This window comes from Rhizobium sp. P28RR-XV (genome assembly GCF_012641385.1).
Lineage (GTDB): Bacteria > Pseudomonadota > Alphaproteobacteria > Rhizobiales > Rhizobiaceae > Rhizobium.
The window spans coordinates 88,032-104,393 of record NZ_JABAIG010000001.1; the positions used below are offsets into that span (position 1 = coordinate 88,032).

Sequence of the window (16,362 nt, forward strand, 5' to 3'; positions counted from 1 at the left end):
TTCCCCTTTCTCGATGAGGATGCCTGATGGCTTCGACCAATCGCCTGCCTTTCAGCCGTTCGTTTGCCTTGCTGGCCAGCATGGCATTGATTGCCGGCCCCATTGTGGGCGTTACCGAACAGGCTCATGCGCAGGCGCAGAATAGCGGCGCGACGGCGGGTGCCCAGGCGCCGGCCACCAACAACCAGACGCCTCCGGCTGCATCGCCGACCGTCACAATGAACCCGGGCACAATGAACCCGGGCATGATGACACCGGGAATGAACGCCGGTCCGGCTTCGGTTGCCGATCTTGCTTCGGGATTGCTGGATGCCGTCGTCAATATTTCCACATCGCAGAAGGTGAAGGATGAGGGCGATGGGCCGGCGACGCCGAAGGTGCCGGATAATTCGCCCTATCAGGATTACTTCAACGATTTCTTCAACAACAAGAAAGACGACAACAGCAATCGCAAGGTGAGTTCGCTCGGTTCCGGTTTCGTCATCGACCCGGCCGGATACATCGTCACCAACAATCACGTCATCGAAGGCGCAGACGATATCGAGGCGATCTTCCCGAACGGCACCAAGCTGAAGGCGAAATTGATCGGCACCGATACGAAGACCGATCTTTCGGTCCTCAAGGTCGAGCCGAAGCATCCGCTGACGGCGGTCAAGTTCGGCGATTCCTCCAAGATGCGGATCGGCGACTGGGTGATGGCGATCGGCAATCCCTTCGGCCTCGGCGGATCCGTCACCGTCGGCATCGTCTCTGCCCGCGGCCGCAACATCAATGCCGGCCCCTATGATAATTTCATCCAGACGGATGCGGCGATCAACAAGGGCAATTCCGGTGGCCCGCTCTTCAACATGAAGGGCGAAGTGATTGGCATCAATACCGCCATCATCTCTCCGAGCGGTGGCTCGATCGGCATCGGCTTTGCGGTGCCGTCAGAACTGGCGGAAGGTGTGGTCAACCAGCTCAGGGATTTCGGCGAGACGCGCCGCGGCTGGCTCGGCGTGCGCATCCAGCCGGTGACGGATGATGTTGCCAACAGCCTCGGTCTTTCGACTGCCAAGGGCGCGCTCGTCGCCGGTGTCATCAAGGGCGGCCCGGTCGACAACGGTTCGATCAAGGCAGGTGATGTCATCTTGAAATTCGACGGCAAGAATGTGGACGAGATGCGCGATCTGCCGCGCGTCGTTGCCGAGAGCTCTGTCGGCAAGGAAGTCGATGTCGTCGTTTTCCGGGAAGGCAAGGAACAGACCGTCAAGGTAACCCTCGGTCGACTGGAAGACAGCGATCAGGCGGCGGCCGCCAGCACCGACAAGACCAAGAAGCCGCAGCTTGCGCCCGACGATAATGGCAATAATGGCGGTGTCATCAATCCCGACGAGGGCGATGAGGGTGGCGATGACGGCATGGATGGGCAGGACCAGAGCGGCGATCCGCAGCAATCGCCGCAGGCTCAGCCACCAGCCCAGGCGACCTCGAACATACTTGGCATGAAGCTCGCGACGCTGACCGCCGAGAACCGCAAGAGCTTCGGCATCGCCGATAGCGTCGATGGCGTCGTCATCACCGAAGTGGCGCCCGGTTCGGCGGCGGCGGACAAGGGCCTGAAACCCGGCGACGTCGTCGTGGAAGTGGCGCAGGAATTCGTACAGACGCCGAGTGCCGCCTCGGAGAAGGTGGCCTCGCTGAAGCGCGAGGGCCGCCGCAATGCGCAGATGATGGTCGCGTCTCCAAACGGTGACTTGCGCTTCATCGCCGTCGCGCTGGAGTAGAGGTTCAGCGCCCGGCTCGTTTTGCCTGCTGTGCCCGCCACTCGGCTGCGGTCAGGCGGTAGAGGACATGCCGCTGCAGATGGGGATGGGTGTCGGGGACGTTTGGGTGATCGAAATAGCCGCCTTCGACGCGGTGCATGCCGATCCGTTCCATGACTGCGATCGACCTGATATTGTTGTGTACGGCAAAGGAGACGATTTGATCCAGGTCGAGCTTTCCGAAGCCGTGAGCGAGGAGCGCTCGTGCCGCCTCGCTGACAAATCCCTTGCCCCACTGCTGTGCAACCAGCCGCCAGCCGATCTCGATCGTTCCGACTGGGACGAAGGGTTCCAGATGATCCGTCCGCATCAGTCCGCAATAACCGATCGCTTCGCCGCTTTCTTTCAGCTCGAGGGCGTAGAGGCCAAGCCCGGTTTCTGAAATCATCGAGCGGACGCGATCGAAGAAGGCGTCCGCTTCCGCACGATTGCGACGAAACGGAAAGAACTCCATGACGGTCTCGTCGGAGTTGATCTCGTAGGCCAGATCGCGGTCCGTCTCCCGCCAGTTGCGGATGATAAGACGGTCGGTTTCAGTGATGATCATCGGAGGCCTCGATGCCGGCGATTGCGCCGTTCTATGGTTTGATGAAGTCCGTCTTGCGGTAGCCCTGGATGTAGAGCAGGGCGGTCAGGTCGCCGTGGTCGATGCGCATTCTGGCCTGTGCCGAGACCGTCGGCTTGGCGTGGAGCGCCACTCCGGAGCCGGCGAGCTGAAGCATGCCGAGATCATTGGCACCATCGCCGACGGCGAGAGCATCATCGGTCGAAATGCCGAGCTTCTCGGCGATTTCGTTCAGCGCATCCACCTTGGCCTGTTTGCCGAGGATGGGGTCCTCGACGAGGCCGGTCAGGATGCCGTTTTCTTCGAGCAGGATATTGGCGCGGTTTTCATCGAAGCCGAGCGTCGCGCCGATCCGGCTGGTGAAGACGGTGAAGCCGCCGGAGACGAGGGCGGTGTAATAGCCTTTTGTCTTCATCGTCGCGATGAGCTCTGGACCGCCGGGTGTCAGCGTGATGCGCTTGGCGATGACATCATCGACGACGGAAATGGGCAATCCCTTCAGCAGGGCCACACGTTCGCGCAGGGCCGGCTCGAAGGCGATCTCGCCATTCATGGCGCGGGCCGTGATATCGGCGACCTTTTCCTTGAGACCCACTTCGGCGGCAAGCTCGTCGATGCATTCCTGAGCGATCATCGTGGAATCCATATCGGCAATCAGAAGCTTCTTGCGGCGGGTGTCGGCGTCTTGAATCACGAGATCGATCGGCTCGCTGCCGATCACGGCCAGGATATTGGCTTCCGCGGCCTGCAGGTCCGTATTGTCGCGAAGCGCGATATCGCAGGCAATGCCGTCGGCCAGCCAGTAAAGCCCGGACGCCTTGACGGCCTCAGCAGCCTGTTCAGCAATGGCCGGAACAAGAACGGGGTTTGACGGATTGGCAATAAGCGTGGCAACGAAGGCCATGAGCAGAAACCTTATGAGCAATATCGACGCGATCCTGATAACCGGGCCGACCGCCAGCGGCAAGTCCGCGCTGGCGGTAGAATTAGCCCGTTTACATGATGGTGTCGTCATCAATGCCGACAGCATGCAGGTCTACGACACCCTGCGCGTGCTGACGGCGCGGCCCTCCGAGGCCGATATGGAAGGCATTCCGCATCATCTTTATGGTTATGTCCCGGCGGGCCAGGCCTATTCCACCGGCGTCTGGCTGCGCGATGCCGGCATATTGGTCGAGCGCCTGCGCGGCGAGGGGCGATTGCCTGTCTTCGTCGGCGGCACCGGGCTCTATTTCAAGGCTCTCACCGGTGGGCTCTCCGACATGCCGGAAATTCCGGCTGATATCCGCAGCAGGCTTCGCAGTCGGCTGCTGGCGGAGGGGGCGGAAGCTCTGCATCGCGAGCTTACGGAACGCGACAGCGCCGTCGCGGATACGCTGAACCCACAGGACGGGCAGCGTATCGTGCGTGCTCTGGAGGTGGTCGAGGCGACGGGCCGATCGATTGCGGCCTTTCAGGGCAAGGCCGGGCAGACGGTTGTCGATCCGGACCGCGCGCGCAAGATCGTGGTGCTGCCTGAGCGCGCGCTGCTGCACCAGCGCATCAACAGCCGCTTCGAAAAGATGCTGGCAATGGGGGCGGAGGAAGAGGTGCGGGCTTTGCTGGCATTGGACTCGCCGCCGGAGATGCCGGTCATGAAGGCGATCGGCGTGTCGCAGATCGCCGCGATGCTGAAGGGCGAGATGACGCGGGAAGAGGTCATCGAAACCGGCGCGGCGGCAACTCGGCAATATGCCAAGCGGCAGATGACCTGGTTTCGCAATCAGATGGATGAGAGCTGGGAGCGCCTGAGCCCCGTAAGCCCAACGCTTCAATCCTTGTCGTAAAGGCTGCTCGGCGGCTTTTTCAGGATGCTGTCCCGCAGCGAAAGGCCGGGTTCCCGCCTGAGCGATGGCAGGGGTTCTCTCGGCGGCATCGGGCGTGCGTCGGTGTCGTCGCCTCGGTATTCGCGGCGCAGGTCCGCAAGCCTGCTGTCGATCGATGTCTGCAGCGGCGGCGCGGCCTGCTGGGTGGCCGGGCGGGGCAACATGTCGGGACGATATGGTTCGATCGGTGGCGCATCGACTTCCGCTGCACGCTGTGGCGTCTGCTCGACGGTCGGATCGTCGAAATCGTTCCTGATCCCGGTTACCGCGTCCGTCGCGGCGCCGTAGTTCTGTTGCAAGGCGCTGATATCGGGACCCGTAATCGAGCGCATGCGGCTGATGATCGTGCGTAGATCGACAGTATCCGGCGAATCCTCGCTGACCTTCGCCGTGCCGCCGCTGGCTTTCGGCAGCAGATGATCTTCCACGCGGGAGAAGCGCATGCGCATCGGCACGGCAATGGCCTCGCCGAACGCGATGGCTTCGCCGTTGCCTATGGAGGACAGGAAGCTGGTCGTCGAAATCGAGGAGTTCGGAATGGCCGAGCGGATGATTTCCTGGTCGCGATCATTGGCAAGTCGCATGGCGAAGAGCGTCGAGCACTGTGACAGGATCGTCTGGTCCAGTTCGCCGGGGCGCTGCGTGATGATGCCGAGCGATACGCCGTATTTGCGCCCTTCCTTGGCGATGCGGGCTATGGCCTGGCGCGTCGGGAAGAAGCCGAGGTTCGGATCGGCGGGAATGTAGCGGTGCGCCTCCTCGCAGACGACGAGCATATGGATCGCGCCATCGCTCCAGAGCGCCAGCTCGAATGCCATGCGGCAGAGAACCGAAGCGACGGAATTGATCACTTCCGAGGGTATGCCGGCGAGCTGGAAGGTGCAGATCGGCTTACCGTCGCCCGGAATGCGGAAGATCTTGGCGATCGTCTCCATGATCGTATCGGTGATTGTATTGTTGGAGAACATGAAGTGATAGCGCGGATCGTTGATCGCCGAGATGATGCGCATTTTCAGGGAGCGCAGATGCGGCTTTTCCTGGCGGCCCTCCAGCCGGCCGATGCGCTCGTCGATCAGTGCTAGCAGATCGGCCATGCGGTAGGGAACCGGCGTATCCGCCGTCACCGAGGATTTTTCCGTCTGGCGGCGCATCAGGCTTGAATCGCTGCCGCGGAAGGCGCGCTTTGCCTCTGGAATGAGATCGCGCAGCGCATCGAGCTCCTCCGGGATCGCCGGGCGGCCACGAAAGACGACTTCGCTGAATTCTTCCAGCCGCATCAGCCAGAAGGGCAGGTCGAGCGTATCGGTATCGATGACGACGGCATGCCGGGGAAAGGCGGCTGCAAATTCATTGTGCGGATCGAGGATCAGCACGCGCAGTTTTGGATCGGCGCTGATCGCCTTGTGCAACAACAGCGAGACGGCGGTGGATTTGCCGACGCCGGTGGAACCGACGACGGCGAAATGCTTCGACAGCATCGAGGGAATATGTATGGCGGCGTCGATGCTTTCATCCTGCGTCAGCTTGCCGATGACGCAGCTGCTGCCCTTGCCTGCATCGAAGATGCGCATGAGATCGGCGGCACGGATACGATGCGCGATCGCGCCGAGATAGGGATAGGCGGTAATGCCGCTCGAAAACTCCTCGCGGCCATCCGGCCCGACATGGACCTCACCCAAAAGTTCGACTTCGATGCGGAAGAGGTTGTCCTGCTCTTCACCCCAGCCGACGCTTTGAGTATTCATCGAGTAGACGAGGGCGGCCACGCGGTTCGAGCCGACGCTGATGGAAATCAGCCTGCCGACCGACCAGAGTTCGGTAAGATCGGTACCGCCGGCTTCGGCGACAGCGGCGATCGTTGCTCTCGAGCCGTTGCACGCGACGACGCGGCCGAGGAAGCGATTTCCCGGCCTCAGTCTATCGCGGCGATCTAAATCTCCAGCTTTGCCGGACGTCTGCAGATCATTATTCAGCAAACAGCTACCCCAATTATCCGATGCCGGAGCATAGAGACGGTGGCTTAACAAAATCCTGTCTGTCACCCATGCTTTTTAAAGGGTCCAGGCTTATGGGGTTTTGGCGGGGCCGCGATTTTTTATTGCTTCACGCGTTGACGCTTCGAAATTTTCTGTCTATCACTTCGCCCCATGAAAAACTCGATCGTTCTTATCGTGGTGGGAAAGCGCATGGGCAGGATGGTGTAACCATCCGGCGACAGCCACCCATGCGCTAGATGACAGGCTCCCCAAGGGGCCTTTTTTTATGCCCGAAATCGAGATTTCATCTTTCCAAACCTCCAGCAGACAGCGGAACAAACGTATGACCGGCACAGATAATCAGGCGAGCGGCAATCGAATGACAGGCGCGGAGATCGTGTTGCAGGCGCTCAGGGACAATGGCGTCGAACACATCTTCGGTTATCCGGGCGGCGCTGTGCTTCCGATCTATGACGAGATCTTCCAGCAGGACGACATCCAGCATATTCTCGTTCGTCACGAGCAGGGCGCCGGCCATGCGGCCGAAGGCTATGCCCGGTCCACCGGCAAGGTCGGCGTCATGCTGGTTACTTCCGGCCCGGGCGCGACGAATGCGGTTACGCCGCTGCAGGATGCCTTGATGGATTCGATCCCGCTCGTCTGCCTGAGCGGCCAGGTTCCGACCACGCTGATCGGCTCCGACGCTTTCCAGGAGTGCGATACGGTCGGCATCACCCGGCCCTGCACCAAGCACAACTGGCTGGTCAAGGACGTCAACAAGCTGGCGGCCGTCATTCACGAAGCCTTCCGCATCGCGCAATCGGGCCGTCCGGGTCCTGTCGTCGTCGACATCCCGAAGGACATCCAGTTCGCGACCGGCACCTATACGCCGCCGGAAGCGCATCATGCCCAGAAGAGCTATCAGCCGAAGATCCAGGGCGATCTCAACAAGATCACCCAAGCGATCGAGCTGATGAAGAATGCTCGTCGTCCCGTCATCTATTCTGGCGGCGGTGTCGTCAATTCCGGCCCGGAGGCCTGCAAGCTGCTGCGCGAGCTGGTCGAGCTCACCGATTTCCCGATCACCTCGACGCTGATGGGCCTCGGCGCCTATCCGGCATCCGGCAAGAACTGGCTCGGCATGCTCGGCATGCACGGCTCCTACGAAGCCAACATGGCGATGCATGATTGCGACGTCATGGTCTGCATCGGCGCGCGCTTCGACGACCGCATTACCGGCCGCCTGAATGCCTTTTCTCCGAATTCGAAGAAGATCCATATCGACATCGATCCTTCCTCGATCAACAAGAACGTCCGCGTCGATATCGGCATTCTCGGCGATGTCGGCAATGTTCTGGAAGACATGGTTCGCCTGTGGCGTGCGCTGCCGCAGAAGCCTGCGACGGAGCGCCTGGGCGACTGGTGGGCTGATGTTGCCCGCTGGCGTGCGCGCAACTCGTTCGCCTACAAGCCGAGCGACGATGTCATCATGCCGCAATATGCGATCCAGCGCCTCTATGAGCTGACGAAGCATCGCGATACCTACATCACGACCGAAGTCGGTCAGCACCAGATGTGGGCGGCGCAGTTCTACGGCTTCGAACAGCCGAACCGCTGGATGACCTCGGGCGGCCTCGGCACCATGGGCTATGGCCTGCCGGCAGCGCTCGGTGTGCAGATCGCCCATCCGGAAAGCCTGGTCATCGACATTGCCGGCGATGCCTCGATCCAGATGTGCATTCAGGAAATGTCGGCGGCCATCCAGCACAATGCGCCGATCAAGATCTTCATCCTGAACAACCAGTATATGGGCATGGTTCGCCAGTGGCAGCAGCTGCTGCACGGCAACCGCCTGTCCAATTCCTATACGGAAGCGATGCCCGATTTCGTCAAGCTCGCGGAAGCCTATGGCGCCGTCGGCCTGCGCTGCGAAAAGCCGGGTGATCTCGATGCCGCCATCCAGGAGATGATCGACGTCAACAAGCCGGTCATTTTCGATTGCCGCGTCGCCAATCTCGCCAACTGCTTCCCGATGATCCCCTCTGGCAAGGCGCATAACGAAATGCTGCTGCCGGACGAAGCAACCGACGAGGCCGTCGCCAACGCCATCGATGCCAAGGGTCGCCAGCTGGTTTGATCGCTAGCCGGTGGCGCAGCAGGAGCTGCGCCCCGGCCGCCGATCTCGCTGGCATATCGAACAAGAACAGAGGAAACGGAACAAGGATAATGAACGCACACCTTCAACCCACGGGCTCCGCCTATTTTATTTCGCCGGAAACGGCGGCGGCGGAAAGCCACACGCTTTCGGTACTCGTCGACAACGAGCCCGGCGTTCTCGCCCGCGTCATCGGCCTCTTCTCCGGCCGGGGCTACAACATCGAAAGCCTGACCGTTTCGGAGACCGAGCACCAGGCGCATCTGTCGCGGATCACTGTGGTAACGCGCGGCACGCCGCAGGTGCTGGAGCAGATCAAGGCGCAGCTTGAGCGCATCATTCCGGTTCACCGCGTCGTCGATCTGACGGTGCGCGCCCGCGAACTCGGCCAGGAGCGGCCGATCGAGCGCGAAGTGGCGCTGCTGAAAGTGACCGGAAGCGGTGAGATGCGCGCAGAAACGCTGCGGCTCGCCGATGCTTTCCATGCCAAGGTGGTGGATGCGACCGTCGAGCATTTCATTCTCGAGATCACCGGCAAGTCCTCGAAGATCGATCAGTTCATCGCCATCATCAAGCCGCTCGGCCTTATCGAAGTCTGCCGCACCGGCATTGCTGCGATGAACCGCGGCTCGCAAGGGATGTAGAAACCTGCGGTGTTGAGGGGTGATCGCATGTGAGGCAAATCGGCGCTCCAAATTCCTTCTCCCCTTGGGGAGAAGGTGGCCCGAAGGGTCGGATGAGGGGGACTTTCCGATTTGAATTCACGAATTTTCGTACTCCTGGCAGACACCCCCTCATCCGCCTGACGGCACCTTCTCCCCGAGGGGAGAAGGGGAAACACGGCAACAATGCCTGAGATCGGCAGAAAGCCATGGCATCCGCCCGATGATATGCGTCTCGGCGCTGCATTCTTCGTCCGTGGCGATTTTCCCTGGCTCGGACATTATTTCGGATCGCGGAAGCTGGCTTGTGCATTGGCGCCCGGTATAGGCGGCATTGTTTCGTGGGGTGGCCGCGCGCCGGCCAAGATGGCGGCGAAGATTGCGCGGCTCCGCCGGCTGTCGCATTGGCACTTGGAGGATGGTTTCCTGCGGTCCGTGGGACTCGGCAAGGCCGGTGCCGTTCCTCTTTCCATCGTCATCGACGATCTTGGCCTGCCCGTCGATGCAAACCGGCCGTCGCGGCTTGAGCGGCTGATAGAGGAGGCTGGGGAGGCGGGAGAGCTCGGCCGCGCCATCCGCGAACAGATCGTTCTCAACAAACTTTCGAAATACAATCATCTTCCACATCTGGCGCCGCGCATCGAGCGGACGACAAAGCGTCGTATTCTGCTGGTCGATCAGGTCGTTGGCGACGTTTCCGTTGATAGGGCACTCGGCTCAAAAGCGTCCTTCGAGAAGATGCTCGCCGATGGGCTGGCGAGCGATGCGCAATGTCTCATCCGCACCCATCCGGATGTCATGGCTGGACTTCGTAAGGGGTATCTTACGAACGGTGTTTCCGAGGGCGCTGCCGTGTTGCTCGACGACGCCGTGTCGGTGGCCTCCATCCTCGAAGTCGTTGACGAGGTCTGGACGGTTTCGAGCCAGTTCGGCTTCGATGCGCTGCTGCGCGGCATTCCGGTTCGCTGCTATGCCGCACCCTTTTATGCCGGCTGGGGCATCACCGAAGATTATTTCGGCGTCTACGCCAAGGCGGTACTTGCCGGTCGGCGAACGAAGCTACGGACAATCGACCAGATCGCCGCCGCCGCCCTTTCGCTTTATCCGACCTATCGCGATCCCGCCGACTGGCGAGAAATCGACGTCTTCCGGGCAATCGAGCTGATCGTCGCGCAGCAGAAGGCTGCTGCGTAAACCTATAGCATGTCCAATGACTTCTTTCGCGATGGCGGCGGGAAGGCGGCGTCGAGGACGGCCCAATCCTCATCGGTGATATCGACATCGATCGAGTCGCGGTTTTCCTCAACGCGCTGTGCATTCGAGGATTTCGGGATCGATATCACGCCGTCGCGCTCCAGCAGGAAGGCAAGTGCAATCTGGGCGGGTGTGGCCTGATAGGTCTTTGCGATACGGATCAGTTCGGGATGGTGGAGCAGGCGGCCTTGTTCGATCGGCGAATAGGCCATGATCGGAATGCTGCGCTCCTGGCACCAGGGCAAGAGGTCGTATTCGATGCCGCGCCGGGAGAGATTGTAGAGCACCTGATTGGCGGCGACATTGCCGCCGTTCGGCACAGAGAGCAGCTCATCCATGTCGGCGATATCGAAATTCGACACGCCCCAGGCTTCGATCTTGCCGGCCGCCTTCAGGCCTTCGAAGGCTTCAACCGTTTCTTCGAGCGGATAGTTGCCGCGCCAATGCAGCAGATAGAGGTCGATGCGGTCGGTGTTCAGGCGCTTCAGGCTGCGTTCGCAGGCTTCTACCGCACCCCTGAGGCTGGCGTTGGCGGGGTAGACCTTGCTGACGAGGAAGACTTCGTCGCGGCGGCCTTCGATCGCCTTGCCGACGATTTCCTCCGAGCCGCCGTCGGCGTACATTTCCGCCGTATCGATCAGCGTCATGCCGAGATCGAGGCCGGTCTTGAGGCTGGCGATCTCGTCCCTGGCGCTCGCGGCATTCTCGCCCATGTTCCATGTCCCCTGGCCGAGTGCGGGAACCGCAATGCCGGAGGGGAGGGTGACGGTGGGAATGGGCTCGCGCATGGTCTGTCCTCGCTGCGGAAAACGGAAGGATAGATCCATCCTGGCGGATTTCAATCGATGCCCTTCATGTCACTGTGACAAAGGTCCTATGGCTTTCAGACTATGAGCGAATTATTGTCGCGCGGATATGCGTCGCTACATCTGGCACGCATGAGAAGAATTTTGGATACCGCCATTTGTCACGCACGGTGTCCCAGGAGGCATCATGGCGCTGGATACATTTCTGGCTCTTCTACTTTTCGCGTTCACGACATCGATCACCCCAGGGCCGAACAACATGATGCTGTTTGCCTCGGGCGTGAATTTCGGTTTTCGGCGCACCATTCCGCACATGCTTGGCATCGGTGTTGGCTTCTTCTCCCTGCTGCTCGGCGTCGGCCTTGGATTGGGCGCGTTGTTGCATACCGTGCCGGTGCTCTACACCGGGCTGAAATTCGCCGGCGGCGCCTATCTCGTCTGGATTGCCTGGAAGATCGGCACGTCGCGCAGTATTACGGAGAGCGAGGGCTCCGCGCAGCCGATGAGCTTCATGAGCGCTGCCGCGTTCCAGTGGGTCAATCCCAAGGCATGGGTGATGGCCGTTACCGCCATGGCGACCTACACCAACGAGCAGCTCTATCTCTTCACTGTTCTCCTCGTCGGACTGGCATTTGCCGCCGTGAACGTTCCGAGCGTATCGACTTGGGCCGGCTTCGGTTCCGTGCTGCGCGACTGGCTGGCCGATCCCGTTCGGCTTAAATGGTTCAACATTACCATGGCCGTCCTGCTGGTGCTCAGTCTCTGGCCGATGCTAAAGTAATCCGGAAAGACGGGAGACGGCCATGTCCCACGGACACTCGCATGATGACGACGATCATCACCACCATCACCACGACAACCACTATTCGGACATGCAGGCGCGGGTGAAGGCGCTCGAAACGTTGCTGACGGAAAAGGGGCTGATCGATCCGGCGGCAATTGACCGTATCGTCGAGACCTATGAGACGAAGGTCGGACCGCGCAATGGTGCGCAGGTGGTGGCGAAAGCCTGGAGCGATTCTGATTTTGCCGACTGGCTGCGGCGCGACGCGACGGCGGCGATCGCCAGTCTCGGCTTTACCGGCCGCCAGGGAGAGCATATGCGCGCGGTCTTCAATACGCCGGAAACGCATAATCTCATCGTCTGCACGCTTTGCTCCTGCTATCCGTGGGCCGTGCTCGGGCTGCCGCCGGTGTGGTATAAGGCGCCGGCCTACCGGTCCCGCGCTGTGATCGATCCGCGCGGGGTGCTCGCCGAATTCGGCCTGACGCTGCCGCAGGAGACGAAGATCCGCGTCTGGGATTCGACGGCGGAGCTGCGCTATCTGGTAATCCCGGAGCGTCCCGCCGGTTCGGAAGGCATGGATGAGGCGGCGCTGGCCGATCTCGTCAGCCGCGACGCCATGATCGGAACGGCAGTCGCCAAAAGGCCGGAGGCAGCACGATGAACGGTCCGCACGATCTCGGCGGCCAGATGGGCTTCGGCCTTGTCGCTCCGGAACCGAACGAGCCCTATTTCCATGCTGAATGGGAAAAGAGGGCGCTCGGCATCACGCTTTCCTGCGGCGCCTTTGGGGCCTGGACCATCGACGAGAGCCGGCATACGCGCGAAAACATTCCGCCGGCCGATTATCTTGGTGCCAGCTACTACGAGATCTGGACCCGCGCCATCGACACCCTACTGGAGCGACACGGTTTTGCCACGGCCGAAGAGCTGCGCATTGGCCATTCGCTCGAACAGGGCAGGGTTCCGAAGCGGGTGCTGAAGGCTGAAATGGTCGACGGCGTATTGGCCAAGGGCGGCCCTTGCGACCGGCCTCTCGATACCACGCCGCTCTTTGCCGTCGGCGATCATGTCCGCACCAAGAACTTCAATCCGACCGGCCATACGAGATTGCCGCGCTACGCCCGCGCCAAGACGGGTGTCATCGAAGCGGTGCAGGGCTCCTTCGTCTTCCCCGACGACAACGCCCATGGCCGGGGCGAAAATCCGCAATGGGTCTACACGGTGGTCTTTGATGGTGCCGAGATATGGGGCGAGGGTGCCGATCCCTCGCTGACCGTCTCGATCGACGCCTGGGAGAGCTATCTTGAGCGCGTGTGAGGTCGCATCGCCTCTGGCGCAATCGCCGGGATTGCCGAAGTCAGTCGATGGCGAGCCGGTCTTTCCCGAGCCCTGGGCGGCTGAGGCTTTTGCGATGACCGTTCATCTGCACGAGAAGGGCTTGTTTGCCTGGAGCGAATGGGCGGAGTGGCTGTCGGCCGAATTGCACAAGCCCGGCCGCGCTGTTGATGGCAGCGACTATTTCGATTGCTGGGTGGCTGCGCTGTCAGGTCTGCTGGTCGCGAAAGGCATTGCCGACGCGGATGTGATGCTGGCTCTGCAGCAAAGTTGGCAACGTGCCGCGGAGGCGACGCCGCATGGTAAGCCGATCGCGCTGGAAAACGATCCGCAGCGGTAAAAGGATGGGCTCCCCTGAGGCCATCCTCGCCCTTCGAGGTTCCGGCCTGCGTCGTCCGCGCGTCAGAGGATGGAGCGAGCTTTATTTTACCGACATGCACAAAAGACTAGGAGGTGTGGACTCTTGGGTTTCCAAGGCTGAGCAAATCAGATTCAAGACTGTCTTTTGGAGGCAGTCATGGGTGTTTTGGATCGTCTGATCCTTCGGGACGAACAGTGGGCGCGGATAGCGCATCACATCATTGGTGACGAGCGCACGCGCGGCTCGTCTGGCCGCGACAACCGCATGTTCGTGGAAGCAGTGCTTTGGATTGTGCGGACCGGCTCGCCCTGGCGTGACCTGCCGGAAGTGTTCGGCGAGTGGAACAGTGTCTTCCGCCGTTTCAGCCGCTGGAGCCGGAAGGGCATCTGGTGGCGCATGTTCACCGCGATGTCGGACGATCCGGACTTCGAATACCTGATCGTTGATTCCACCATCATCCGCGCCCATCAGCACGCTGCCGGCGCAAAAAAGGGGCTGAAGATCAAGCCCTTGGCCGTTCTCGCGGCGGCCTGAGCACCAAGATACACATGGCCGTGCGTGGTCTCGGCTGCCCGGTCCGCTTCACACTGACCGCAGGCCAGAAGGGCGATGCGCCGCAAGCCGATGCCCTGATCGAGGGCCTACCCGCCGACATCGTCATGGCCGACACCGCTTATGACAGCGATCGCCTGCGCAATGCCATCGCTGATAAAGGCGCTGTGGCGGTGATCCCCAACAATCCTTCCCGCGCCCAAAAATACCCGCTGGACAAGCATCTCTACGCCCAGCGCCACCTGATCGAGTGCTGCTTCTCGAGACGCAAGCAGTTCCGCAGGGTCGCTACGCGCTTCGAAAAAACCGCCGAAAACTACCTCGCAGTCGTCACTATCGCAGCAATCGTCCTATGGATCAGATAACTGTCCACACTTCCTAGCCCACATGGTGAGGAGGCCTAAAAGGCCGTCTCGAACCACGAGGGTGGGTGAGTGGTCTCCGCTGGGGCATCAGGATGAGAATTGCTTGTAGCACTCGTCCGCCACCTGCCGCAGCATGTCACGCGAGATCTCGCCGGTGACGGCATAGCCGAGGTCGCCGTCGATCCAGTAGAAGGTCTCGACGGCGTTGTCGCTGGCGAAGCGGAAGCTGGTCGTGGTATTGCCGCTATTGCGCCCGACCAGCACGGTCAGGCGCTGGCCGCTGGCATTCTCATACATGAACAGGGCGCCGGGCGTACCGTTGATCGGCAGCAGCCGGCCGCCGACCAGCTGGAATCCCAGCTTCTGCAGGCTCGGTACCTTGAGGCCGGCCACATTCATGCGCTTGCCAAGCCAGGTGGCGAGATGTGCCTCCTGATCCGCGCCGACTTCGACGGGATGGCGGACATCGCTGGCATAGACGACGAAGGCCGAATGCGCCTGCTGCGGCAATGCCTCGATTGAGGTCAGCTGCAATTCGGGCCGCGCGAAAAGATCGGGGCCGAAATGGCCTGCTGCAGCGCCGGCCACAAATAGTGCGAGCGAGGCGGCGAGCATCGTCAGCTTGCGGCTTCGCTGTGGCGCAGTCGCCTGGGCAGACGATATGTTTCTGCTTTTCGAAAAGAGGTCCGCGTCGCCGTCCTTCGATATGGCATAGGGGGAGAACATGGCGCGGATTTCATCGTTCTGGACCTGCCATGTCGCAACGGCAGCGGCGTTCTCGGGATTTTCGGTCAGCCATGCCTGCAATTCCGCCTGCTTCTCCGGTGGCAGAAGGCCATCGGCAAAGGCGTGAAGGTCCGCTTCGGTCACGGTCGGTTTGCGTTCGTTCATCTTGGTCTCCGAAGCGTGACAACATTGTCTGCATTCAACAGGCTGGTCATCTTCTGGCGCGCGCGCGACAGGCGCGACATCACTGTGCCGATCGGGATATCAAGCATGTCTGCGACATCCTGATAGCTGTAGCCTTCGACGACGACGAGCATCAGCACTGCTCGATAGTCTTCGCCGAGGTTGTTGAGAGCCAGTTCCAGGCGTGACCGCTGCAGCGGGTCGTTGTCGGTTTCGGCGGCAGGCAGATGGCTGTTGTCATCGATGTCGACGAAGCTGCGGCCGCCTTGCTGGCGCAGTCCGTTGCGATAGAGATTGGTCATGATCGTCAACACCCAGCCGCGCAGGTTCAGTCCGCGCCATTGGCCGCGCCGGGTCAAAACCTTTTCGACACAATCCTGAAGCAGATCTTCGCCATCCGCATCCGAGCGGGCAAGGCTGCGCGAATAGCGGCGCAACGAGGGGAGGAGCGCCAGCACCTCCGCCTCGAAGCTATCGGGCGCGGCGGAGGCTCCCGCCGCGCCATTTTCCGGATTGTCAGGGCCGTGCGACATCCCATACGCCCTTGAAGCCGTCGCCGGCGACATCACCGGACTTTGCGTCCTTGATGAAGAAGTAGAGCGGCATGCCGTCCTTTGCCCACTGTTTCATCCCGTCCTTGCGGGTAATGATCGAATATGCACCTTCCGCCTTGGCTTTGCCATCGGCCATGAGCGGCGGCCAGGCTTTCGCGCAATCGCCATTGCAATTGGATTCGCCCGACTTGTCGTTCTTGAAGGTGTAGAGCGTCTTGCCGTTTTCGCCGGCAAGCACCTTGCCCTTGGAGCTTTCGACCGTTTTGACGGGGGCCGCGGCGAAAGCGGCTGTGGCAAAGGCCGACGCCGCAGCGAGCGCGGCCAGGAATCTCATGGTTTTCATGTTGTCTCTCCTCGGGTGGGTGGATGATGGTTATCCAGGCGTCGCATTTTTGCGCTGCCGGACATGAG

Annotated in this window: 16 protein-coding genes and 1 pseudogene; 10 read left to right on the top strand and 7 right to left on the bottom strand. The window is 61.1% G+C overall.

The annotated features are described in order from the left end of the window. The first annotated feature begins 26 nt into the window (after nucleotides 1–26). Nucleotides 27–1,766 carry a Do family serine endopeptidase gene (locus tag HGP12_RS00425; protein WP_168843677.1) on the top strand — a complete coding sequence of 580 codons (1,740 nt, stop codon included), beginning with the start codon at nucleotides 27–29 and terminating at the stop codon, nucleotides 1,764–1,766. Nucleotides 1,767–1,770: 4 nt separating this feature from the next. Here the strand turns inward: HGP12_RS00425 and HGP12_RS00430 are convergent, their stop codons facing one another. Together HGP12_RS00430 and serB are read right to left on the bottom strand one after the other, a co-directional pair. Next, a complete protein-coding gene (locus tag HGP12_RS00430; protein ID WP_168843678.1) occupies nucleotides 1,771–2,352 on the bottom strand; it encodes a GNAT family N-acetyltransferase in 582 nt (193 codons plus the stop codon). A gap of 31 nt (nucleotides 2,353–2,383) precedes the next feature. Continuing rightward, nucleotides 2,384–3,274 carry a phosphoserine phosphatase SerB gene (gene serB / locus HGP12_RS00435; protein WP_168843679.1) on the bottom strand — a complete coding sequence of 297 codons (891 nt, stop codon included), beginning with the start codon at nucleotides 3,272–3,274 and terminating at the stop codon, nucleotides 2,384–2,386. Nucleotides 3,275–3,287: 13 nt separating this feature from the next. Here serB and miaA point away from each other — a divergent pair, with 13 nt between their 5' ends. After that, nucleotides 3,288–4,196, top strand: coding sequence for a tRNA (adenosine(37)-N6)-dimethylallyltransferase MiaA (gene miaA / locus HGP12_RS00440; protein WP_246703224.1), 909 nt, complete (start codon nucleotides 3,288–3,290; stop codon nucleotides 4,194–4,196). On the opposite strand, the gene HGP12_RS00445 is transcribed toward miaA, so the two are convergent. Beyond that, entirely contained in the window at nucleotides 4,181–6,211 is a 2,031-nt protein-coding gene (locus HGP12_RS00445) for an ATP-binding protein (protein WP_168843681.1), read from the bottom strand. The genes miaA and HGP12_RS00445 overlap by 16 nt on opposite strands. A gap of 343 nt (nucleotides 6,212–6,554) precedes the next feature. Here HGP12_RS00445 and HGP12_RS00450 point away from each other — a divergent pair, with 343 nt between their 5' ends. The 3 genes from HGP12_RS00450 to HGP12_RS00460 all read left to right on the top strand — a co-directional run bounded on the left by HGP12_RS00450 (nucleotide 6,555) and on the right by HGP12_RS00460 (nucleotide 10,222). Continuing rightward, on the top strand, nucleotides 6,555–8,348 hold the full coding sequence (locus tag HGP12_RS00450; RefSeq protein WP_168843682.1) for an acetolactate synthase 3 large subunit: 1,794 nt from the start codon (nucleotides 6,555–6,557) through the stop codon (nucleotides 8,346–8,348). Nucleotides 8,349–8,437: 89 nt separating this feature from the next. Next, the gene (ilvN, locus tag HGP12_RS00455) at nucleotides 8,438–9,010 is read left to right on the top strand and encodes an acetolactate synthase small subunit (protein WP_168843683.1); all 573 of its coding nucleotides are present in this window, start codon (nucleotides 8,438–8,440) and stop codon (nucleotides 9,008–9,010) included. Between the two features lie 204 nt (nucleotides 9,011–9,214). Then, nucleotides 9,215–10,222 carry a capsular biosynthesis protein gene (locus tag HGP12_RS00460; protein ID WP_246703225.1) on the top strand — a complete coding sequence of 336 codons (1,008 nt, stop codon included), beginning with the start codon at nucleotides 9,215–9,217 and terminating at the stop codon, nucleotides 10,220–10,222. 2 nt (nucleotides 10,223–10,224) lie between these two features. Here HGP12_RS00460 and HGP12_RS00465 read toward each other — a convergent pair whose 3' ends face one another. Continuing rightward, on the bottom strand, nucleotides 10,225–11,070 hold the full coding sequence (locus tag HGP12_RS00465) for an aldo/keto reductase (protein ID WP_168843684.1): 846 nt from the start codon (nucleotides 11,068–11,070) through the stop codon (nucleotides 10,225–10,227). A gap of 205 nt (nucleotides 11,071–11,275) precedes the next feature. On the opposite strand from HGP12_RS00465, the gene HGP12_RS00470 reads away from it, so the two are divergent. The 5 genes and pseudogenes from HGP12_RS00470 (at nucleotide 11,276) to HGP12_RS00490 (ending at nucleotide 14,488) form a co-directional block, all read left to right on the top strand. Next, on the top strand, nucleotides 11,276–11,869 hold the full coding sequence (locus tag HGP12_RS00470; protein WP_168843685.1) for a LysE family translocator: 594 nt from the start codon (nucleotides 11,276–11,278) through the stop codon (nucleotides 11,867–11,869). A 22-nt stretch (nucleotides 11,870–11,891) separates the two neighbouring features. After that, nucleotides 11,892–12,536 carry a nitrile hydratase subunit alpha gene (gene nthA, locus HGP12_RS00475; RefSeq protein ID WP_168843686.1) on the top strand — a complete coding sequence of 215 codons (645 nt, stop codon included), beginning with the start codon at nucleotides 11,892–11,894 and terminating at the stop codon, nucleotides 12,534–12,536. Next, nucleotides 12,533–13,192, top strand: coding sequence for a nitrile hydratase subunit beta (nthB, locus tag HGP12_RS00480; RefSeq protein ID WP_168843687.1), 660 nt, complete (start codon nucleotides 12,533–12,535; stop codon nucleotides 13,190–13,192). The genes nthA and nthB overlap by 4 nt, the downstream gene beginning before the upstream one ends. Beyond that, complete coding sequence (locus HGP12_RS00485) at nucleotides 13,179–13,550, top strand: nitrile hydratase accessory protein (protein WP_168843688.1); 372 nt, start codon at nucleotides 13,179–13,181, stop codon at nucleotides 13,548–13,550. Before nthB ends, HGP12_RS00485 begins: the two co-directional genes overlap by 14 nt. Nucleotides 13,551–13,727: 177 nt before the next feature. Next, nucleotides 13,728–14,488: pseudogene (locus HGP12_RS00490) on the top strand (IS5 family transposase). A gap of 87 nt (nucleotides 14,489–14,575) precedes the next feature. Here the strand turns inward: HGP12_RS00490 and HGP12_RS00495 are convergent. Genes HGP12_RS00495 through HGP12_RS00505 form a run of 3 tightly spaced genes read right to left on the bottom strand, consistent with a single transcriptional unit; the run spans nucleotide 14,576 to nucleotide 16,294 of the window. Continuing rightward, nucleotides 14,576–15,379 (bottom strand): anti-sigma factor, encoded by an 804-nt coding sequence (locus HGP12_RS00495; RefSeq protein WP_168878664.1) that lies wholly within the window; start codon nucleotides 15,377–15,379, stop codon nucleotides 14,576–14,578. Next, a complete protein-coding gene (locus HGP12_RS00500) occupies nucleotides 15,376–15,930 on the bottom strand; it encodes an RNA polymerase sigma factor (protein ID WP_168838610.1) in 555 nt (184 codons plus the stop codon). Before HGP12_RS00500 ends, HGP12_RS00495 begins: the two co-directional genes overlap by 4 nt. After that, the gene (locus tag HGP12_RS00505; protein ID WP_168838611.1) at nucleotides 15,914–16,294 is read right to left on the bottom strand and encodes a hypothetical protein; all 381 of its coding nucleotides are present in this window, start codon (nucleotides 16,292–16,294) and stop codon (nucleotides 15,914–15,916) included. The genes HGP12_RS00500 and HGP12_RS00505 overlap by 17 nt, the downstream gene beginning before the upstream one ends. Nucleotides 16,295–16,362: the final 68 nt, after the last annotated feature.